The sequence below is a fragment of the Pseudodonghicola xiamenensis DSM 18339 genome (assembly GCF_000429365.1).
Taxonomy (GTDB): Bacteria; Pseudomonadota; Alphaproteobacteria; order Rhodobacterales; family Rhodobacteraceae; genus Pseudodonghicola; species Pseudodonghicola xiamenensis.
This window is the reverse complement of the sequence record NZ_AUBS01000014.1, coordinates 23,627-37,887: the sequence shown is the minus strand read 5'-3', so window position 1 is coordinate 37,887 and position 14,261 is coordinate 23,627. Positions and strand designations below refer to the sequence as shown.

The 14,261-nt window shown below is 60.1% G+C and carries 22 protein-coding genes; 1 reads left to right on the top strand and 21 read right to left on the bottom strand.

All coding sequences use genetic code 11. The annotated features are described in order from the left end of the window. Positions 1-8: 8 nt before the first annotated feature. The 8 genes from rpsN to G455_RS0112885 all read right to left on the bottom strand — a co-directional run bounded on the left by rpsN (position 9) and on the right by G455_RS0112885 (position 3,456). Positions 9-314, bottom strand: a complete 306-nt coding sequence (gene rpsN / locus G455_RS0112920) for a 30S ribosomal protein S14 (protein ID WP_028094087.1) — start codon at positions 312-314, stop codon at positions 9-11. An 18-nt stretch (positions 315-332) separates the two neighbouring features. After that, the gene (gene rplE / locus G455_RS0112915) at positions 333-893 is read right to left on the bottom strand and encodes a 50S ribosomal protein L5 (RefSeq protein ID WP_028094086.1); all 561 of its coding nucleotides are present in this window, start codon (positions 891-893) and stop codon (positions 333-335) included. Further along, complete coding sequence (gene rplX / locus G455_RS0112910; RefSeq protein ID WP_028094085.1) at positions 886-1,197, bottom strand: 50S ribosomal protein L24; 312 nt, start codon at positions 1,195-1,197, stop codon at positions 886-888. The genes rplE and rplX overlap by 8 nt, the downstream gene beginning before the upstream one ends. Before the next feature lie 2 nt (positions 1,198-1,199). Then, on the bottom strand, positions 1,200-1,568 hold the full coding sequence (gene rplN / locus G455_RS0112905; protein WP_005621870.1) for a 50S ribosomal protein L14: 369 nt from the start codon (positions 1,566-1,568) through the stop codon (positions 1,200-1,202). Between the two features lie 77 nt (positions 1,569-1,645). Further along, complete coding sequence (gene rpsQ, locus G455_RS0112900) at positions 1,646-1,876, bottom strand: 30S ribosomal protein S17 (RefSeq protein ID WP_028094084.1); 231 nt, start codon at positions 1,874-1,876, stop codon at positions 1,646-1,648. Positions 1,877-1,888: 12 nt separating this feature from the next. Continuing rightward, complete coding sequence (rpmC, locus tag G455_RS0112895; protein ID WP_028094083.1) at positions 1,889-2,095, bottom strand: 50S ribosomal protein L29; 207 nt, start codon at positions 2,093-2,095, stop codon at positions 1,889-1,891. Positions 2,096-2,294: 199 nt separating this feature from the next. After that, positions 2,295-2,768 (bottom strand): acyl-CoA thioesterase, encoded by a 474-nt coding sequence (locus tag G455_RS0112890; RefSeq protein WP_028094082.1) that lies wholly within the window; start codon positions 2,766-2,768, stop codon positions 2,295-2,297. 67 nt (positions 2,769-2,835) lie between these two features. Further along, positions 2,836-3,456, bottom strand: a complete 621-nt coding sequence (locus G455_RS0112885) for a 2OG-Fe(II) oxygenase family protein (protein ID WP_028094081.1) — start codon at positions 3,454-3,456, stop codon at positions 2,836-2,838. 170 nt (positions 3,457-3,626) lie between these two features. Here G455_RS0112885 and G455_RS0112880 point away from each other — a divergent pair, with 170 nt between their 5' ends. Then, the gene (locus G455_RS0112880) at positions 3,627-4,586 is read left to right on the top strand and encodes a hypothetical protein (RefSeq protein WP_028094080.1); all 960 of its coding nucleotides are present in this window, start codon (positions 3,627-3,629) and stop codon (positions 4,584-4,586) included. A gap of 87 nt (positions 4,587-4,673) precedes the next feature. On the opposite strand, the gene rplP is transcribed toward G455_RS0112880, so the two are convergent. From rplP to fusA, 13 genes are all read right to left on the bottom strand, one after another. After that, on the bottom strand, positions 4,674-5,087 hold the full coding sequence (rplP, locus tag G455_RS0112875; protein ID WP_028094079.1) for a 50S ribosomal protein L16: 414 nt from the start codon (positions 5,085-5,087) through the stop codon (positions 4,674-4,676). A 13-nt stretch (positions 5,088-5,100) separates the two neighbouring features. Next, complete coding sequence (gene rpsC, locus G455_RS0112870) at positions 5,101-5,817, bottom strand: 30S ribosomal protein S3 (protein WP_028094078.1); 717 nt, start codon at positions 5,815-5,817, stop codon at positions 5,101-5,103. Continuing rightward, positions 5,817-6,197, bottom strand: coding sequence for a 50S ribosomal protein L22 (gene rplV / locus G455_RS0112865; RefSeq protein ID WP_035366724.1), 381 nt, complete (start codon positions 6,195-6,197; stop codon positions 5,817-5,819). The genes rpsC and rplV overlap by 1 nt, the downstream gene beginning before the upstream one ends. A 3-nt stretch (positions 6,198-6,200) precedes the next feature. Continuing rightward, entirely contained in the window at positions 6,201-6,479 is a 279-nt protein-coding gene (rpsS, locus tag G455_RS0112860) for a 30S ribosomal protein S19 (protein ID WP_008281873.1), read from the bottom strand. A 3-nt stretch (positions 6,480-6,482) separates the two neighbouring features. Further along, positions 6,483-7,325 (bottom strand): 50S ribosomal protein L2, encoded by an 843-nt coding sequence (gene rplB / locus G455_RS0112855; protein ID WP_028094076.1) that lies wholly within the window; start codon positions 7,323-7,325, stop codon positions 6,483-6,485. Between the two features lie 216 nt (positions 7,326-7,541). Continuing rightward, the gene (locus G455_RS27195) at positions 7,542-7,817 is read right to left on the bottom strand and encodes a Fic family protein (protein WP_051312471.1); all 276 of its coding nucleotides are present in this window, start codon (positions 7,815-7,817) and stop codon (positions 7,542-7,544) included. Further along, positions 7,778-7,972, bottom strand: a complete 195-nt coding sequence (locus tag G455_RS26390) for a hypothetical protein (protein ID WP_154664381.1) — start codon at positions 7,970-7,972, stop codon at positions 7,778-7,780. Before G455_RS26390 ends, G455_RS27195 begins: the two co-directional genes overlap by 40 nt. A gap of 461 nt (positions 7,973-8,433) precedes the next feature. Further along, the gene (locus G455_RS0112845; RefSeq protein WP_028094075.1) at positions 8,434-8,730 is read right to left on the bottom strand and encodes a 50S ribosomal protein L23; all 297 of its coding nucleotides are present in this window, start codon (positions 8,728-8,730) and stop codon (positions 8,434-8,436) included. Then, positions 8,727-9,344 carry a 50S ribosomal protein L4 gene (gene rplD / locus G455_RS0112840; protein WP_028094074.1) on the bottom strand — a complete coding sequence of 206 codons (618 nt, stop codon included), beginning with the start codon at positions 9,342-9,344 and terminating at the stop codon, positions 8,727-8,729. Before rplD ends, G455_RS0112845 begins: the two co-directional genes overlap by 4 nt. Further along, the gene (gene rplC / locus G455_RS0112835; protein WP_028094073.1) at positions 9,341-10,060 is read right to left on the bottom strand and encodes a 50S ribosomal protein L3; all 720 of its coding nucleotides are present in this window, start codon (positions 10,058-10,060) and stop codon (positions 9,341-9,343) included. The genes rplD and rplC overlap by 4 nt, the downstream gene beginning before the upstream one ends. An 18-nt stretch (positions 10,061-10,078) precedes the next feature. Next, positions 10,079-10,393: a 30S ribosomal protein S10 gene (gene rpsJ, locus G455_RS0112830; RefSeq protein WP_008756422.1), complete on the bottom strand. Its 315-nt coding sequence runs from the start codon at positions 10,391-10,393 to the stop codon at positions 10,079-10,081. Positions 10,394-10,893: 500 nt separating this feature from the next. After that, positions 10,894-12,069 (bottom strand): elongation factor Tu, encoded by a 1,176-nt coding sequence (tuf, locus tag G455_RS0112825; RefSeq protein WP_028094072.1) that lies wholly within the window; start codon positions 12,067-12,069, stop codon positions 10,894-10,896. Positions 12,070-12,141: 72 nt separating this feature from the next. Beyond that, positions 12,142-14,259 (bottom strand): elongation factor G, encoded by a 2,118-nt coding sequence (gene fusA / locus G455_RS0112820; protein WP_028094071.1) that lies wholly within the window; start codon positions 14,257-14,259, stop codon positions 12,142-12,144. Positions 14,260-14,261: the final 2 nt, after the last annotated feature.

Below are 14,261 nucleotides of genomic sequence, written 5' to 3'. Positions count from 1 at the left end.
TGCCCTCCTTACCAGCTCGACTTCACCAGACCGGGGATCTGGCCATTCGAGCCCAGTTCCCGCAGCATGATCCGGCTGACCTTCAGCTTACGATAGTAAGCATGGGGACGACCGGTCAGCTGGCAGCGGTTGTGCAGCCGGGTGGCCGAACCGTTGCGCGGCAGTTTCGCCAGTTTCAGACGCGCTTTGAAACGCTCTTCCATCGGGCGGGCTTCGTCATTCGCGATCTCTTTCAGCGCGGCACGCTTTTCGGCGTATTTCGCCACCAGCCGTTCACGCTTCTTTTCGCGTTCGATCATTGCTTTCTTAGCCATGTCTTATCCTTCCCGCGATCAGCTGTTGAACGGCATGTTGAACAGCTTCAACAGCGCTTTGGCTTCCGCGTCGGTTTTCGCAGTGGTGGCGATGATGATATCCATGCCCCAGACCTCGTCGACCTTGTCGAAGTCGATTTCCGGGAACACGATGTGCTCTTTCAGGCCCATCGCGAAGTTGCCACGGCCATCGAACGAGGGCTTCACACCGCGGAAGTCGCGCACGCGCGGCATCGCAACAGTGATCAGACGATCGAGGAATTCATACATCCGGTCACTGCGCAGGGTCACCTTGGCACCCAGAGCCATGTCTTCACGCACGCGGAAGCCGGCGATGGATTTCTTTGCCTTGGTGACGACAGCCTTCTGGCCGGCGATCGAAGTCAGGTCTTCCTGAGCCGATTTCGCCTTCTTGCTGTCTTTGACCGCCTCGGCACCACAGCCGATGTTCAGAACGATTTTGTCCAGACCGGGGATCTGCATGTCGTTCTTATAGCCGAACTCTTCTTTCAGAGCGGCGCGGATGCTGTCTTTGTACAGCGCCTTGAGACGCGGGGTGTAGGTTGCGGCATCAAGCATCGATCACGTCTCCCGTGGTCTTGGCGAAACGCACCTTCTTGTCACCTTCCATGCGGAAGCCGACGCGGGTGGCTTTGCCGTTCTTGTCCAGCAGCGCCAGGTTGCTCAGGTCGATCGGCACTGCCTTCGGCAGGCGGCCGCCCTGGCTGGTTTGGCTTTGACGGGTGTGACGGATGGCCATGTTCACGCCATCGACAACGGCTTTGCCGGCTTTCGGGTCAACGGAGGCGATGGTGCCTTCCTTGCCCTTGTCCTTGCCGGCCAGCACGACGACTTTGTCGCCTTTGCGGAGCTTCGCAGCCATGATTACAGCACCTCCGGAGCCAGCGAGATGATCTTCATGAAGTTCTTCGCGCGCAGTTCGCGAACAACCGGGCCGAAGATACGGGTGCCGACGGGCTCGTTGTTGTTGTTAAGAATCACGGCAGCGTTGCGATCGAAGCGGATCGCGGTGCCGTCTTCGCGACGGACTTCCTTGGCGGTGCGCACGACGACGGCCTTACGGACGTCACCTTTCTTCACGCGGCCGCGCGGGATGGCCTCTTTCACGGATACGACGATGATATCACCCACCGACGCGTATTTCCGCTTGGAACCACCCAGGACCTTGATGCACTGCACCCGGCGAGCGCCGGAGTTGTCAGCGACATCCAGATTGGTCTGCATCTGGATCATGTGGTTTCTCCCGACCTGTGGGGGCGTGTCATATTTTGTCCCCCAGGGTTTCGATCAGGCCGAAAGGTCCGGAAGGCTTACGCCTCCAGAACCTCCCAGCGTTTCGTCTTCGACTTCGGCGCGCATTCGATGATGCGAACCGTATCACCCACTTTGTAGGCGTTCTTCTCGTCGTGAGCCCGGTATTTCTTGGACTTACGGATGGTCTTCTTCAGAACCGGATGGGTGAAGCGGCGCTCCACCAGAACGGTGACGGTCTGAGCGTTGGCGTCGCTGGTCACGGTGCCGGAAAGGATACGTTTGGGCATCTTGCAGGCTCCTTATGCGTCGCCGGCTGCAGCAGCAGCTTTTTCGTTCAGGATGGTTTTCACGCGGGCAGCATTGCGACGAGCCGCCTTGATGCCTGCCGTGTTTTCCAGCTGACCGGTTGCCTGTTGAAAGCGCAGGTTGAAGCTTTCTTTCTTCAGGTTGGCAAGCTCTTCCCGGAGCTGATCCGGCGTCTTGTCACGCAGTTCTTTGGCGTTCATCGCCTTTTCCTTCTCTCAAAACACCAGAAGGCCCCGTCGATCGGGTCACCCTTGACCTGGTGGATGAATTGCAAACACACGAATCCCGCCAAAGCGGGAATCCGTGAGATGGCGTTCTATAGGGGAGGATCACCTGCGGGGCAAGCAATTACTTGGCCTTTTCGCGATACGCCCTGCCCCGGCGACAGACCCGCGTGCTTCAGCCCTGGGCGGCCTTTTTCATCTCTTCCGAGAATTGGCGGCGCAGCTTCTTGCGCGTTTCAGCAGCGCGCTGACGCCGGGCCTCGGTCTCGTCCAGCACCGCAAGGGTGGGCACTTCGGTCGGCGTACCATGCTCGTCCACCGCGACCATGGTGAAATAACACGAATTGGTATGCCGCGTGGTGCCGGCGCGAATATCCTGCGCCTCGACCCGAATGCCGATTTCCATCGACGTCCGACCGGCCAGGTTGACGCTGGCGCGGAAGGTCACCAGCTCCCCAACATTGATCGGCTGCTTGAAGGTTACCTGATCTACGGAAAGTGTCACGGCATATTGCTTGGAAAACCGCGAAGCACAGGAAAATGCAACCCGGTCCAGCAGGTTCAGCAGCGCACCACCATGCACCTTACCGCTGAAATTCGCCATGTCCGGCGTCATCAGAACGGTCATTTCAAGCTTGCGAGGATCCATTCAACCTTTCCCCAATAGAATGATGGGCCGAACCGCGGCCCACTGCGCCCCCTCCCTCTTCGGGCCATCACGCCCAGCTATAGTTGAAGCTGACGCTTATCCGCTCATCCTCGGCCTGGTTCAACGGCACCTCATGACGCAGCCAGCTTTCCCACAACAGGACCTCCCCCACCTCCGGGGCGACATAGACAAAGGTCTGCAGCTCGCGCCGGGCATCCTTGCGCCGCGGCGGTGCCGCCATCAGCATGGCCGAGCGCGGATCTTCATATTTGATCGCGCTGGCACCTGTCGGCATCGACACATAGGTGGTGCCACTGATCACGCTGTGCGGGTGGATATGCGACGCATGAGTGCCGCCCTCGGGCAGGATGTTGATCCAAAGATCTTCCAGCTTCAGCGCGCGCCCGTCGAGATCGAATTCCAGGTCCTCGACAAAAGCCGCCACATGAGCATCGAGCGACTTCACCAGATCGGCGAAGATCGGGAACCGCCAGGGCAAATCGGTCAGCGAGGCATAAGAGGTATAGCCGGGATAGCCGTTCTCCTCGCACCACTCCTGCCCCGCCTCATCATCCTCGGCGATGGAATAGCAGGACACCTCCAGTTCGGAGGGGTCGATGACAGGGCCCTGTTCACGCAGCGCAGCGCGATAGAGGCGGGTGACAAAGAGCGATTCGATCTGTGACATGAGGCTGTCTTACCGCGCCCGGTGCAACTGCGCGAGAGGCGGAATTTGCACAGGCTTTGTGTTTTCCATCCAGTTTGGAAGCCCGGCAATCAACGGCGCAAGATTGTTCGAAATGTAATACTGGTTATCACCCTAATTACCATTTCCTCCAACACGGGAATGGAACTGTGATGATATTTGCGATTACTGCCCTGATCGGTTTCGGGCTGCTCTCCACCGTCCCGCTCGACGATGATGACAATGATGCCCGGGACGGCGACGATGTCATTGACCTTTTCGATGCCAACGGCTCCGACGCGCCGACCGCATGGATGGGGCAAGACCTGAACAACCTCGACCTGGTTGACGGCGGCAGTGGCGATGATGTGATCACCTTGGAGACGGAAGACGGTGAGGTTCACGGCGGCGAGGACGATGACACCCTAACGGTCTACAGCTTCGCCCCTCAAGTCTATGGCGGGGATGGCGACGACCCGATCACCGTCACCTCCTCTGACAGCAATGGTCTACTGGTCGAAGGCGGCGAGGGCGACGACATCATAGACGCCTCCGCCGTCGAGGACGGTCGGCTGAACCGCGGCGCCGGCAACGATCTGATCATCGTCGAAGGCGGTGGCGGACCGAACGGGATCGGCTATGTCGCAGTCCCGTCGGGCGGTGACAGGGATGACATCATCCGCTTTGATGCCATGACGGCAGTCAACGATCTCGGCATCGAAATGCAGCTTGCCTACGGCGGTGCCGGCGCGGATATCTTCGAGGTCTCGGTCGATAAAGGCGCGGCCGAGATCGGGACAGAGATCGGCTCAGGCCATGACCACCCGAATGCGACGCTGCTGGACGACGGTTCGCTCAGGATCGAGACGCTCACGATCCCGGATTTCGAGCCTGGGATCGACAAGCTCGTCCTGGATGCCACACCACAAAATGACGGCTATGCGCTGAGCGGCCTCTCGCTCTCGGAAGTTGAGAAAGACGACGGAGAAACCGGCACAGACGTCACGCTTACCTATGAAAGCGATGATCAGATCACCCGTCATGTCGTAATCAGCCTGCATGCGACCGGCGTGACCTTAAAGGATATCGAGCTGCTTGACCCCGAGGGAGCAGAGCTGCTCCCCCTCACCTAATCAAGGCGGGATCGGGAAAGGAAAAACCCCCGCCGATCGCTCGACGGGGGTTTCTTTGTCAGGGACCGGGATTGCCCGGCGCCCGGATTACCAGTCCTCGCGGACCACAACCCGGGTTTTGATCGGCAGCTTCATCGCGGCAAGGCGCAGAGCCTCGCGGGCGATGTCTTCGCTGACACCTTCCAGCTCGAACATGATCCGACCGGGTTTGACCTTGGCGGCCCAATAGTCGACTGAACCCTTACCTTTACCCATCCGGACTTCGGTCGGTTTCGACGTCACCGGAGTGTCGGGGAAGATGCGGATCCAGACGCGGCCTTGACGCTTCATGTGGCGCGTCATGGCACGACGGGCGGCTTCGATCTGACGGGCGGTGACCCGCTCAGGTTCCAGCGCCTTGAGGCCGTAGTGACCGAAGTTCAGGTCGGAGCCACCTTTGGCTTCGCCCTTGATCCGGCCTTTGTGCATCTTGCGGAATTTCGTACGCTTAGGCTGAAGCATTTCTCATTACTCCTTAGCGATCACGACGGCCGCCGGTTGCCCCACGGGGGGCCGGGCCATCCTGAATCTCTTGTGCCTTGCGATCCCGCGCCGCCGGATCATGCTCCATGATCTCGCCTTTGAAGATCCAGACCTTGATCCCGATGATGCCATAGGGCGTCATCGCTTCGGCATGCGCGTAATCAATATCCGCACGCAGGGTGTGAAGCGGCACACGGCCCTCACGATACCACTCGGTCCGGGCGATTTCCGCGCCGCCGAGACGGCCGGCAACGTTGACCCGGATACCCAGGGCGCCCATACGCATGGCGTTTTGCACGGCACGCTTCATGGCACGACGGAAGGACACCCGACGTTCCAGCTGCTGAGCGATGGATTCACCCACCAGGGCGGCGTCCAGCTCGGGCTTGCGAACTTCGACGATGTTCAGGTGCAGTTCGCTGTCGGTCATGGTCGACAGTTTCTTGCGCAGCACCTCGATGTCGGCGCCTTTCTTGCCGATGATCACGCCCGGACGCGCGGTGTGAATGGTCACACGGCACTTCTTGTGGGGGCGTTCGATGATCACACGGGCAACACCAGCTTGCTTGCACTCATCCTTGATGAAGTCGCGCAGCTTGATGTCCTCGAGCAGAAGATCACCATAATCCTTGGTGTCAGCGTACCAACGGCTGTCCCAGGTACGGTTGACCTGGAGGCGCATGCCGACCGGATTGACTTTATGTCCCATTAGGCTTGCTCCTCGACTTGACGCACCTTGATCGTGAGTTCCGAGAACGGCTTGATGATCTTGCCGAACCGGCCACGGGCACGCGGGCGACCGCGCTTCATGGTCAGGTTCTTGCCGACATAGGCCTCAGCGACGATCAGCTCGTCGACATCCAGGTTATGGTTGTTCTCGGCGTTGGCGATGGCGGACTGAAGGCATTTCTTCACGTCCTGCGCGATCCGCTTGTTCGAGAAGGTGAGATCGGTCAGCGCCTTCTCGACCTTCTTGCCACGGATCATGGCCGCAACCAGGTTCAGTTTCTGCGGGCTGGTGCGAAGCATGCGGGCCTTGGCCATCGCTTCGTTCTCGGCCACGCGGCGGGGGTTCTTTTCCTTGCCCATGACTTACTTCCGCTTCGCTTTCTTGTCCGCGGCATGACCGTAATAGGTCCGGGTCGGCGAATACTCACCGAACTTCTGACCGATCATGTCTTCCGAGACGTTGACGGGAATGTGCTTGTGGCCGTTGTAGACACCAAAGGTCAGCCCGACGAACTGAGGCAGAATGGTGGACCGACGCGACCAGATTTTGATGACTTCATTGCGCCCGCTTTCGCGTGCCGCTTCCGCCTTTTTCAGGACGTAAGCGTCAACAAAGGGGCCTTTCCAAACAGAACGAGCCATGGATCAGCGGCCTTTCTTCTTGGCGTGACGCGAGCGGATGATCAGCTTCTGCGACGCCTTGTTCTTGTTGCGGGTACGGGCACCCTTGGTCGGCTTACCCCAGGGGGTCACCGGGTGACGACCACCCGAAGTCCGGCCTTCACCACCACCGTGAGGGTGGTCGATCGGGTTCATCACGACGCCGCGAACGCTCGGGCGGATGCCCTTGTGACGCATGCGGCCCGCTTTACCGTAGTTCTGGTTGCTGTTGTCGGGGTTCGACACGGCACCGACGGTGGCCATGCATTCCTGACGCACCAAGCGCAGTTCGCCCGAGGACAGGCGGATCTGGGCGTAGCCGCCGTCACGACCGACGAACTGGGCATAGGTGCCTGCGGCACGGGCGATCTGACCGCCTTTGCCGGGCTTCATTTCGATATTATGGACAATCGTCCCGATCGGCATGCCCGAGAACGGCATTGCGTTGCCCGGCTTGATGTCGACCTTGGCGCCGGCGACAACCTTGTCACCAACAGCCAGACGCTGCGGCGCCAGGATATAGGCCTGTTCGCCATCTTCATATTTGATCAGCGCGATGAAGGCGGTCCGGTTCGGGTCGTATTCGATCCGCTCAACGGTCGCGGCAACATCGAATTTGTTGCGCTTGAAATCAACGATCCGGTAGAGGCGTTTTGCCCCGCCGCCACGACGACGCGAGGTAATCCGTCCGGTGTTGTTACGGCCGCCCGACTTGGTCAAACCCTCGGTAAGGGATTTGACCGGACGTCCTTTCCACAGCTCCGAACGGTCGATCAGCACCAGCCCGCGCTGGCCCGGCGTCGTCGGCTTATACGACTTGAGTGCCATGCTTTCTGTCTTCCGTCTAGCACACGGGTCCTTAGGTTCTTGTCTTTGGACCCGCTATGTTAAAGCCCCCCGAAGGTGGCCAGTTGAAGGGCCCCGAAGGTCCCCGGTTACAAAAATCTTGGGCCCCGGAACGAATCCGAGGCCGCAGGATTGGTGGCGTGTAGCAGGGTTGGGGGAAGGTGTCTAGGGGGATGACTGGGCTACCTTGCAGCCACCTCAACTCCCGGCGACCCACCGGCATCTAGATCTCAGAAACGTATCAAGGGTCTCCACCGTAAAGTCCCCGCAGTCGAAACATCGATTTATGAAATGCCCGGGATAGGCGCTATCCTCGACGAGCTCGACGCCGTTGACTTCCAAGAAGACTGTCATCAAGAGAAACGCTGAGCGTTTGTTGCCGTCCTCGTACCCGTGCGCCATCGAAACCGCGCGCCACAGCAGGGCCGCCAGTCTCACAATGTCACATTCACCTTCGTACAGGTGATGCGCCACCGGGCGATGCAGTGCGCCTTCGAGCCCGCCCCGGCTAGCATCCCTCGGCGATGTTCCGGATAGGCAAGCAACGCTTGTTCATGGCAGAACTCAGGATCATCGAAGCCAAGAAAGCTAATTTCTTCGCCGTCTTGCTCTTCAACTCTAAAGGTCACGAAAGAATATCGAGCGTCTCCTTAAAGCGCTCTCGGTTACGCAGCGCCGCTTCTTTGGCGGACCGGCGAACAAGCTTCTCAGGACGCTTCACTGGTGCAAAGTTAGCATTCGCGACAGACATGCGAATCGAACTCGCTTGCAGAAAGCCACACGTGCACTTTTCACATTTGCCGACGCGGCATGTCATCAACCTGATCCTACTCGGAGAAGGCAAAGTCAGCTCAATGCAGACCGCCCTCTAGCTGGTGGTGTTTATCACACCATTAACGCGGTGTCACGTGTATCAATATAGGTCCAAATGCACCCGACACCACATGTACTAAGCCAGACGTGAAGATCACAACGGAACCACGACTCTGACAGCCTGCAAAAGAGTCCGCTCATTGCAACAAAAAAACCAGCAAAAAGCCCCCCGCCTTCCGGCGAGGGGCTTTCCAATTCTGTCAGACCTGAGGTCAGATCAGAGGCCGGTCGACACGTCGATCGTGTTGCCCTCTTCGAGGGTGACATAGGCCTTCTTCACGTCTTTCCGCTTGCCCATCTGGCCGCGGAAGCGCTTGACCTTGCCCTTGGTGACGGTGGTGTTGACCGCCTTCACCTTGACACCGAACAGCGCTTCGACCGCTTCCTTGATCTGCGGTTTGTTGCTGTCGATGGCCACTTCGAAGACGACAGCGCCGTTTTCGGACGCCATGGTTGCCTTCTCGGTGATGACCGGCTTGCGGATCACGTCGTAGTGTTCTGCTTTCGCGCTCATTTCAGTCGGGCCTCCAGAGCTTCGACACCCGCCTTGGTGATCACCAGGGTGTCACGCTTGAGGATGTCATACACGTTTGCGCCGATGGTCGGCAGCACGTCCAGCCCTTCGATGTTGCGGGCGGCGCGGGCAAAGCCCTCGTTCACCGCGGCGCCATCGATGACCAGTGCGCGCTTCCAGCCCAGGTTCTTGACCTGCTTGGCCAGGGCGGCGGTTTTGCCTTCCGACTCGGCAGATTCGATCACCACCAGCTCACCGGCTTTCGCCTTGGCCGACAGCGCGTGACGCAGACCCAGCTTGCGGAATTTCTTCGGCAGCTCGTGGGCATGGCTCCGCGGGGTCGGGCCCTTGTAGGTGCCGCCGTGACGGAAGATCGGCGCATTCTTGTCACCGTGGCGGGCGCCGCCGGTGCCTTTTTGGCGATAGATCTTCTTGGTCGAGTAGCTGGTTTCCGAACGGGTCTTCACCTTGTGGGTGCCGGCCTGTGCGGCAGCACGCTGCCAGCGAACGACGCGGTGCAGGATGTCCGCGCGCGGCTCCAGGCCGAACAGCTCTTCCGACAGCTCGATGTCGCCGGCCTTGCCGCCGTCCAGTTTGATCACGTCAAGTTTCATGCTTCACCACCTTCCGCGGGGGCTTCCGCTGCTTCGGTCGCTGCGGCCTTCAGACCGGCCGGGAACGGCACGCCTTCGGGCAGCTTCTTCTTGACCGCGTCCTTCACGGTGACCCAGCCGCCCTTGGAGCCGGGAACGGCGCCCTTGACGAAGACCAGGCCACGATCGGCGTCGGTGCGAACCACTTCCAGGTTCTGGGTCGTCACACGGGCCGCGCCCATGTGGCCGGCCATCTTCTTGCCTTTGAACACCTTGCCGGGTTCTTGACACTGGCCGGTCGAACCATGCGAACGGTGTGAGATCGACACACCGTGCGAGGCGCGCAGACCGCCGAAGTTGTGCCGTTTCATGGCACCGGCGAAACCCTTACCGATCGAGGTCCCGGAGACGTCAACCTTCTGACCGGTCAGGAAGTGCTCAGCCGAGATTTCGGCACCGACTTCGATCAGGTTTTCCGGGTCAACGCGGAATTCGGCCAGCTTGCGCTTGGGCTCGACCTTGGCGGCGGCATAATGGCCGCGCATGGCCTTGCTCACACGCTTGATCTTGGGGCTGCCCGCGCCAAGCTGAACGGCGGTGTAGCCGTCTTTCTCGGTGGTGCGTTGAGCGATGACCTGCAGGTTGTCCAGATGCAGGACGGTCACAGGGATCTGCTTGCCGTCTTCCATAAACAGCCGGGTCATGCCGACTTTCTTTGCGATAATTCCAGAGCGCATCTTCACTACCCTCCGAACTTACGACTGCAGCTTGATCTCGACGTCCACGCCAGCGGCGAGGTCGAGCTTCATCAGCGCGTCCACCGTCTGCGGAGTCGGATCAACGATGTCGAGCAGCCGCTTGTGGGTGCGGATTTCGAACTGGTCGCGGGATTTCTTGTCGACGTGAGGCCCACGCAGAACGGTGAACTTCTCGATCTTGTTCGGCAGCGGAATCGGGCCACGCACGTTGGCACCGGTCCGCTTGGCGGTGTTGACGATTTCCTGCGTGCTGGCATCGAGCACGCGGTAATCGAACGCCTTAAGCCGGATACGGATGTTTTGGCTTTGCATCGTATTGCCTTTTTATCCAGGCGTTGGGGTTGAGAGGAGGGCCCGCGCTCATCGCAACCCCTCTTCGAACCCAAAAGGCGGGAATCATCCCGCCTTTATTCGCAGTTGCGAACCCGCGCCACATACACGGCAAAACGGCATGGGACAAGAAGGAACTGCAAACCCGCGCGGAAAACCATGCCTGCCACGCGCGAGAACGCGCGTTTTTTTGGGGGGCTGTCTGCCCCCTCTTGGCCCGATGGGCCAATTCACCCCCGAGGATATTGGCAGCCAGAAAAAGGCCGAAGGGCGCATGGGCCGCATTCGGGCAGTCGCGGGCGGCAGATCGGACGCACGTGACCGTGGCGCAGGGGGGGGGAGGAAAGCTGTCGGCTGCGCTCAGCATGGGAAAAGGGCCTCCCGAAGGAGGCCCTTTCCATTTGAACATTCATCGCTCCGGGCTCTCGTCGTTTTTCCATGAAAAGCGACTGCCGCCCACCCGGCGGGAAAACCCGCCGCGATTATTCGATGATCTTCGACACCACGCCGGCGCCGACGGTGCGGCCACCTTCACGGATGGCGAAACGCAGACCGTCTTCCATCGCGATCGGCGCGATCAGTTCGACTTCGAACTTCAGGTTGTCGCCCGGCATCACCATCTCGGTGCCTTCCGGCAGCGTCACGGTCCCGGTCACGTCGGTGGTCCGGAAGTAGAACTGCGGACGGTAGTTCGCGAAGAACGGGGTGTGACGGCCGCCTTCTTCCTTGGTCAGGATATAGGCCTCGGCTTCGAACTTGGTGTGCGGGGTCACCGAACCCGGTTTGCACAGAACCTGGCCACGTTCCACCGCGTCACGGTCGATGCCGCGCAGCAGCGCGCCGATGTTGTCGCCAGCTTCACCGCGATCCAGCAGCTTGCGGAACATTTCCACACCGGTGCAGGTGGTGGTCTGGGTGTCCTTGATGCCGACGATCTCGATGGTGTCGCCAACGTTGATCACGCCACGTTCCACACGGCCGGTCACAACGGTGCCACGGCCCGAGATCGAGAACACGTCTTCGATCGGCATCAGGAACGGCAGGTCCACCGCGCGTTCCGGGGTCGGGATGTATTCATCCACAGCCGCCATCAGTTCGCGGATCTTGTTTTCGCCGATTTCCGGATCACGGCCTTCCATCGCCGCCAGCGCAGAGCCTGCAACGATCGGAATATCGTCGCCCGGGAAGTCGTAGGACGACAGCAGCTCGCGGACTTCCATTTCCACCAGCTCGAGCAGTTCCTCGTCGTCGACCTGGTCGACCTTGTTCAGGAACACCACCAGCGCCGGAACGCCGACCTGACGGGCCAGCAGGATGTGTTCGCGGGTCTGCGGCATCGGGCCGTCAGCTGCGTTCACAACCAGGATCGCGCCGTCCATCTGCGCCGCGCCGGTGATCATGTTCTTCACATAGTCGGCGTGGCCGGGGCAGTCCACGTGCGCATAGTGGCGGCTCTCGGTTTCATACTCAACGTGCGCCGTCGAGATCGTGATCCCGCGCGCTTTTTCTTCCGGCGCCCCGTCGATCTGGTCGTAGGCTTTGAAGTCGCCGAAATACTTCGTGATCGCAGCCGTCAGCGTCGTCTTGCCGTGGTCAACGTGACCAATCGTGCCGATGTTCACGTGCGGTTTCGAACGATCAAACTTTTCCTTTGCCATGATGGCCTCCTTTTCGGTTGGAGCACTGCGCGGGGCTCGATCCCGCGCAGGCTGCATATTTGGTCACAAGCGTCAGGCGAACTTGGCCTGAATTTCTTCGCTGATGTTCTGCGGCACCGGATCATAGTGATCGAACTGCATCGTGAACTGCGCGCGGCCCGAGGACATCGAACGCAGGGTATTGATGTAGCCGAACATATTGGCCAGCGGCACCATGGCGCTGATCGCGATGGCGTTGCCGCGGGTGTCCTGACCCTGAACCTGACCCCGACGCGAGGTGAGGTCACCGATGATCGAACCGGTGTATTCTTCCGGCGTCACGACCTCGACCTTCATGATCGGTTCCAGCAGCTTGGCGCCGGCTTTTCTCAGACCTTCGCGCATGCACATCCGCGATGCGATTTCAAAGGCGAGAACCGAGGAGTCCACGTCGTGGAACTTACCGTCGATCAGCGCGACCTTGAAGTCGATCACCGGGAAGCCGGCCAGCGGGCCCGAATCCATCACCGAGTTGATGCCTTTTTCGACACCCGGGATGTATTCCTTCGGCACCGAACCGCCAACGATGCGCGATTCGAACGAATAGCCTTCACCCGGCTCGGTCGGCGAGATGATCAGCTTGACCTCGGCGAACTGACCCGAACCACCCGACTGTTTCTTGTGGGTGTAGGTATGTTCGATCTCGTGACCGATGGTCTCGCGATATGCCACCTGTGGCGCACCGATGTTGGCCTCGACCTTGAATTCGCGCTTCAGACGGTCGACCAGGATGTCCAGGTGAAGTTCGCCCATGCCCTTCATGATGGTCTGACCGGACTCGAGGTCGGTCTCGACGCGGAAGGAGGGGTCTTCGGCAGCCAGACGTTGCAGGCCAGCCGACATTTTTTCCTGGTCGTTCTTGGTCTTCGGTTCGACCGCGATCTCGATCACCGGATCGGGGAAGGTCATGGTTTCCAGAACCACCTGCTTGTTGGCATCGCAGAGCGTGTCACCGGTGGTGGTTTCCTTCAGACCTGCCAGCGCGATGATGTCGCCAGCGAATGCTTCCTCGATTTCCTCGCGGTTGTTCGAGTGCATCATCATCATCCGGCCAACGCGCTCGCGGCGGCCCTTGGTCGAGTTGATGATGCCGTCGCCTTTTTTCAGCACGCCGGAGTAAAGCCGGGTGAAGGTCAGCGAGCCGACGAAGGGGTCGTTCATGATCTTGAACGCCAGCGCAGCGAAGGGCTGCTCGTCATCGGCCGAACGGGCGATGTTCCGAACTTCTTCTTCGTCGCCCGGAGCGAAGCCCATGTAGGCGGGCACGTCCAGCGGCGAGGGCAGGAAGTCGATCACGGCGTTCAGCAGCGGCTGCACGCCCTTGTTCTTGAAGGCGGAGCCCCCGAGAACCGGAACGAAGGACAAGTTCAGAGTACCCTTGCGCACCAGTTTGCGCAGGGCTTCGACGTCAGGCTCTTCACCTTCCAGATAGGCTTCCATGGCCGCGTCGTCTTGCTCGACGGCGTTCTCGACCAAGTTTGCGCGCCATTCGTCGGCGAGGTCCTTCAGTTCGTCGCGGATCGGCTGACGCACCCAAGATGCACCCAGGTCTTCGCCCAGCCACACCCATTCTTCCATGGTGATCAGATCGACGATGCCTTCGAGCTTGTCTTCGGCACCGATCGGGAAGTTGACCGGAACCGGGATCGCACCGGTGCGGTCCTTGATCATCTTCACGCAGTTGAAGAAGTCAGCGCCGATCTTGTCCATCTTGTTGACGAAGACCATCCGCGGAACCTTGTAGCGGTCAGCCTGACGCCACACGGTTTCGGTCTGCGGCTCGACACCGGCGTTGGCGTCCAGCAGCGCGACGGCGCCGTCGAGAACCGCCAGCGAACGCTCGACTTCGATGGTGAAGTCGACGTGGCCGGGGGTGTCGATGATGTTGAAGCGGTGCTTCGGCGTCTCAGCCTCGGTCCCGGTCGTCGTCCGTTCCCAGAAGGTGGTGGTCGCAGCCGAGGTGATGGTGATCCCGCGCTCTTGCTCTTGCTCCATCCAGTCCATGGTGGCGGCGCCGTCATGGACTTCACCGAGCTTGTGCGATTTCCCGGTGTAATACAGGATCCGCTCGGTAGTGGTGGTTTTACCGGCATCGATGTGCGCCATGATACCGAAGTTACGATAGCGCTCGAGGGGATATTCGCGTGCCATTG

What these genes read in the sequence shown, in the direction of transcription:
- rpsN (WP_028094087.1), bottom strand. Translation starts at nt 314, where the DNA reads ATGGCTAAGAAAGCAATGATCGAACGCGAAAAGAAGCGTGAACGGCTG.
- rplE (WP_028094086.1), bottom strand. Translation starts at nt 893, where the DNA reads ATGCTTGATGCCGCAACCTACACCCCGCGTCTCAAGGCGCTGTACAAA.
- rplX (WP_028094085.1), bottom strand. Translation starts at nt 1,197, where the DNA reads ATGGCTGCGAAGCTCCGCAAAGGCGACAAAGTCGTCGTGCTGGCCGGC.
- rplN (WP_005621870.1), bottom strand. Translation starts at nt 1,568, where the DNA reads ATGATCCAGATGCAGACCAATCTGGATGTCGCTGACAACTCCGGCGCT.
- rpsQ (WP_028094084.1), bottom strand. Translation starts at nt 1,876, where the DNA reads ATGCCCAAACGTATCCTTTCCGGCACCGTGACCAGCGACGCCAACGCT.
- rpmC (WP_028094083.1), bottom strand. Translation starts at nt 2,095, where the DNA reads ATGAACGCCAAAGAACTGCGTGACAAGACGCCGGATCAGCTCCGGGAA.
- G455_RS0112890 (WP_028094082.1), bottom strand. Translation starts at nt 2,768, where the DNA reads ATGGATCCTCGCAAGCTTGAAATGACCGTTCTGATGACGCCGGACATG.
- G455_RS0112885 (WP_028094081.1), bottom strand. Translation starts at nt 3,456, where the DNA reads ATGTCACAGATCGAATCGCTCTTTGTCACCCGCCTCTATCGCGCTGCG.
- G455_RS0112880 (WP_028094080.1), top strand. Translation starts at nt 3,627, where the DNA reads ATGATATTTGCGATTACTGCCCTGATCGGTTTCGGGCTGCTCTCCACC.
- rplP (WP_028094079.1), bottom strand. Translation starts at nt 5,087, where the DNA reads ATGCTTCAGCCTAAGCGTACGAAATTCCGCAAGATGCACAAAGGCCGG.
- rpsC (WP_028094078.1), bottom strand. Translation starts at nt 5,817, where the DNA reads ATGGGACATAAAGTCAATCCGGTCGGCATGCGCCTCCAGGTCAACCGT.
- rplV (WP_035366724.1), bottom strand. Translation starts at nt 6,197, where the DNA reads ATGGGCAAGGAAAAGAACCCCCGCCGCGTGGCCGAGAACGAAGCGATG.
- rpsS (WP_008281873.1), bottom strand. Translation starts at nt 6,479, where the DNA reads ATGGCTCGTTCTGTTTGGAAAGGCCCCTTTGTTGACGCTTACGTCCTG.
- rplB (WP_028094076.1), bottom strand. Translation starts at nt 7,325, where the DNA reads ATGGCACTCAAGTCGTATAAGCCGACGACGCCGGGCCAGCGCGGGCTG.
- G455_RS0112845 (WP_028094075.1), bottom strand. Translation starts at nt 8,730, where the DNA reads ATGAGCGCGAAAGCAGAACACTACGACGTGATCCGCAAGCCGGTCATC.
- rplD (WP_028094074.1), bottom strand. Translation starts at nt 9,344, where the DNA reads ATGAAACTTGACGTGATCAAACTGGACGGCGGCAAGGCCGGCGACATC.
- rplC (WP_028094073.1), bottom strand. Translation starts at nt 10,060, where the DNA reads ATGCGCTCTGGAATTATCGCAAAGAAAGTCGGCATGACCCGGCTGTTT.
- rpsJ (WP_008756422.1), bottom strand. Translation starts at nt 10,393, where the DNA reads ATGCAAAGCCAAAACATCCGTATCCGGCTTAAGGCGTTCGATTACCGC.
- tuf (WP_028094072.1), bottom strand. Translation starts at nt 12,069, where the DNA reads ATGGCAAAGGAAAAGTTTGATCGTTCGAAACCGCACGTGAACATCGGC.
- fusA (WP_028094071.1), bottom strand. Translation starts at nt 14,259, where the DNA reads ATGGCACGCGAATATCCCCTCGAGCGCTATCGTAACTTCGGTATCATG.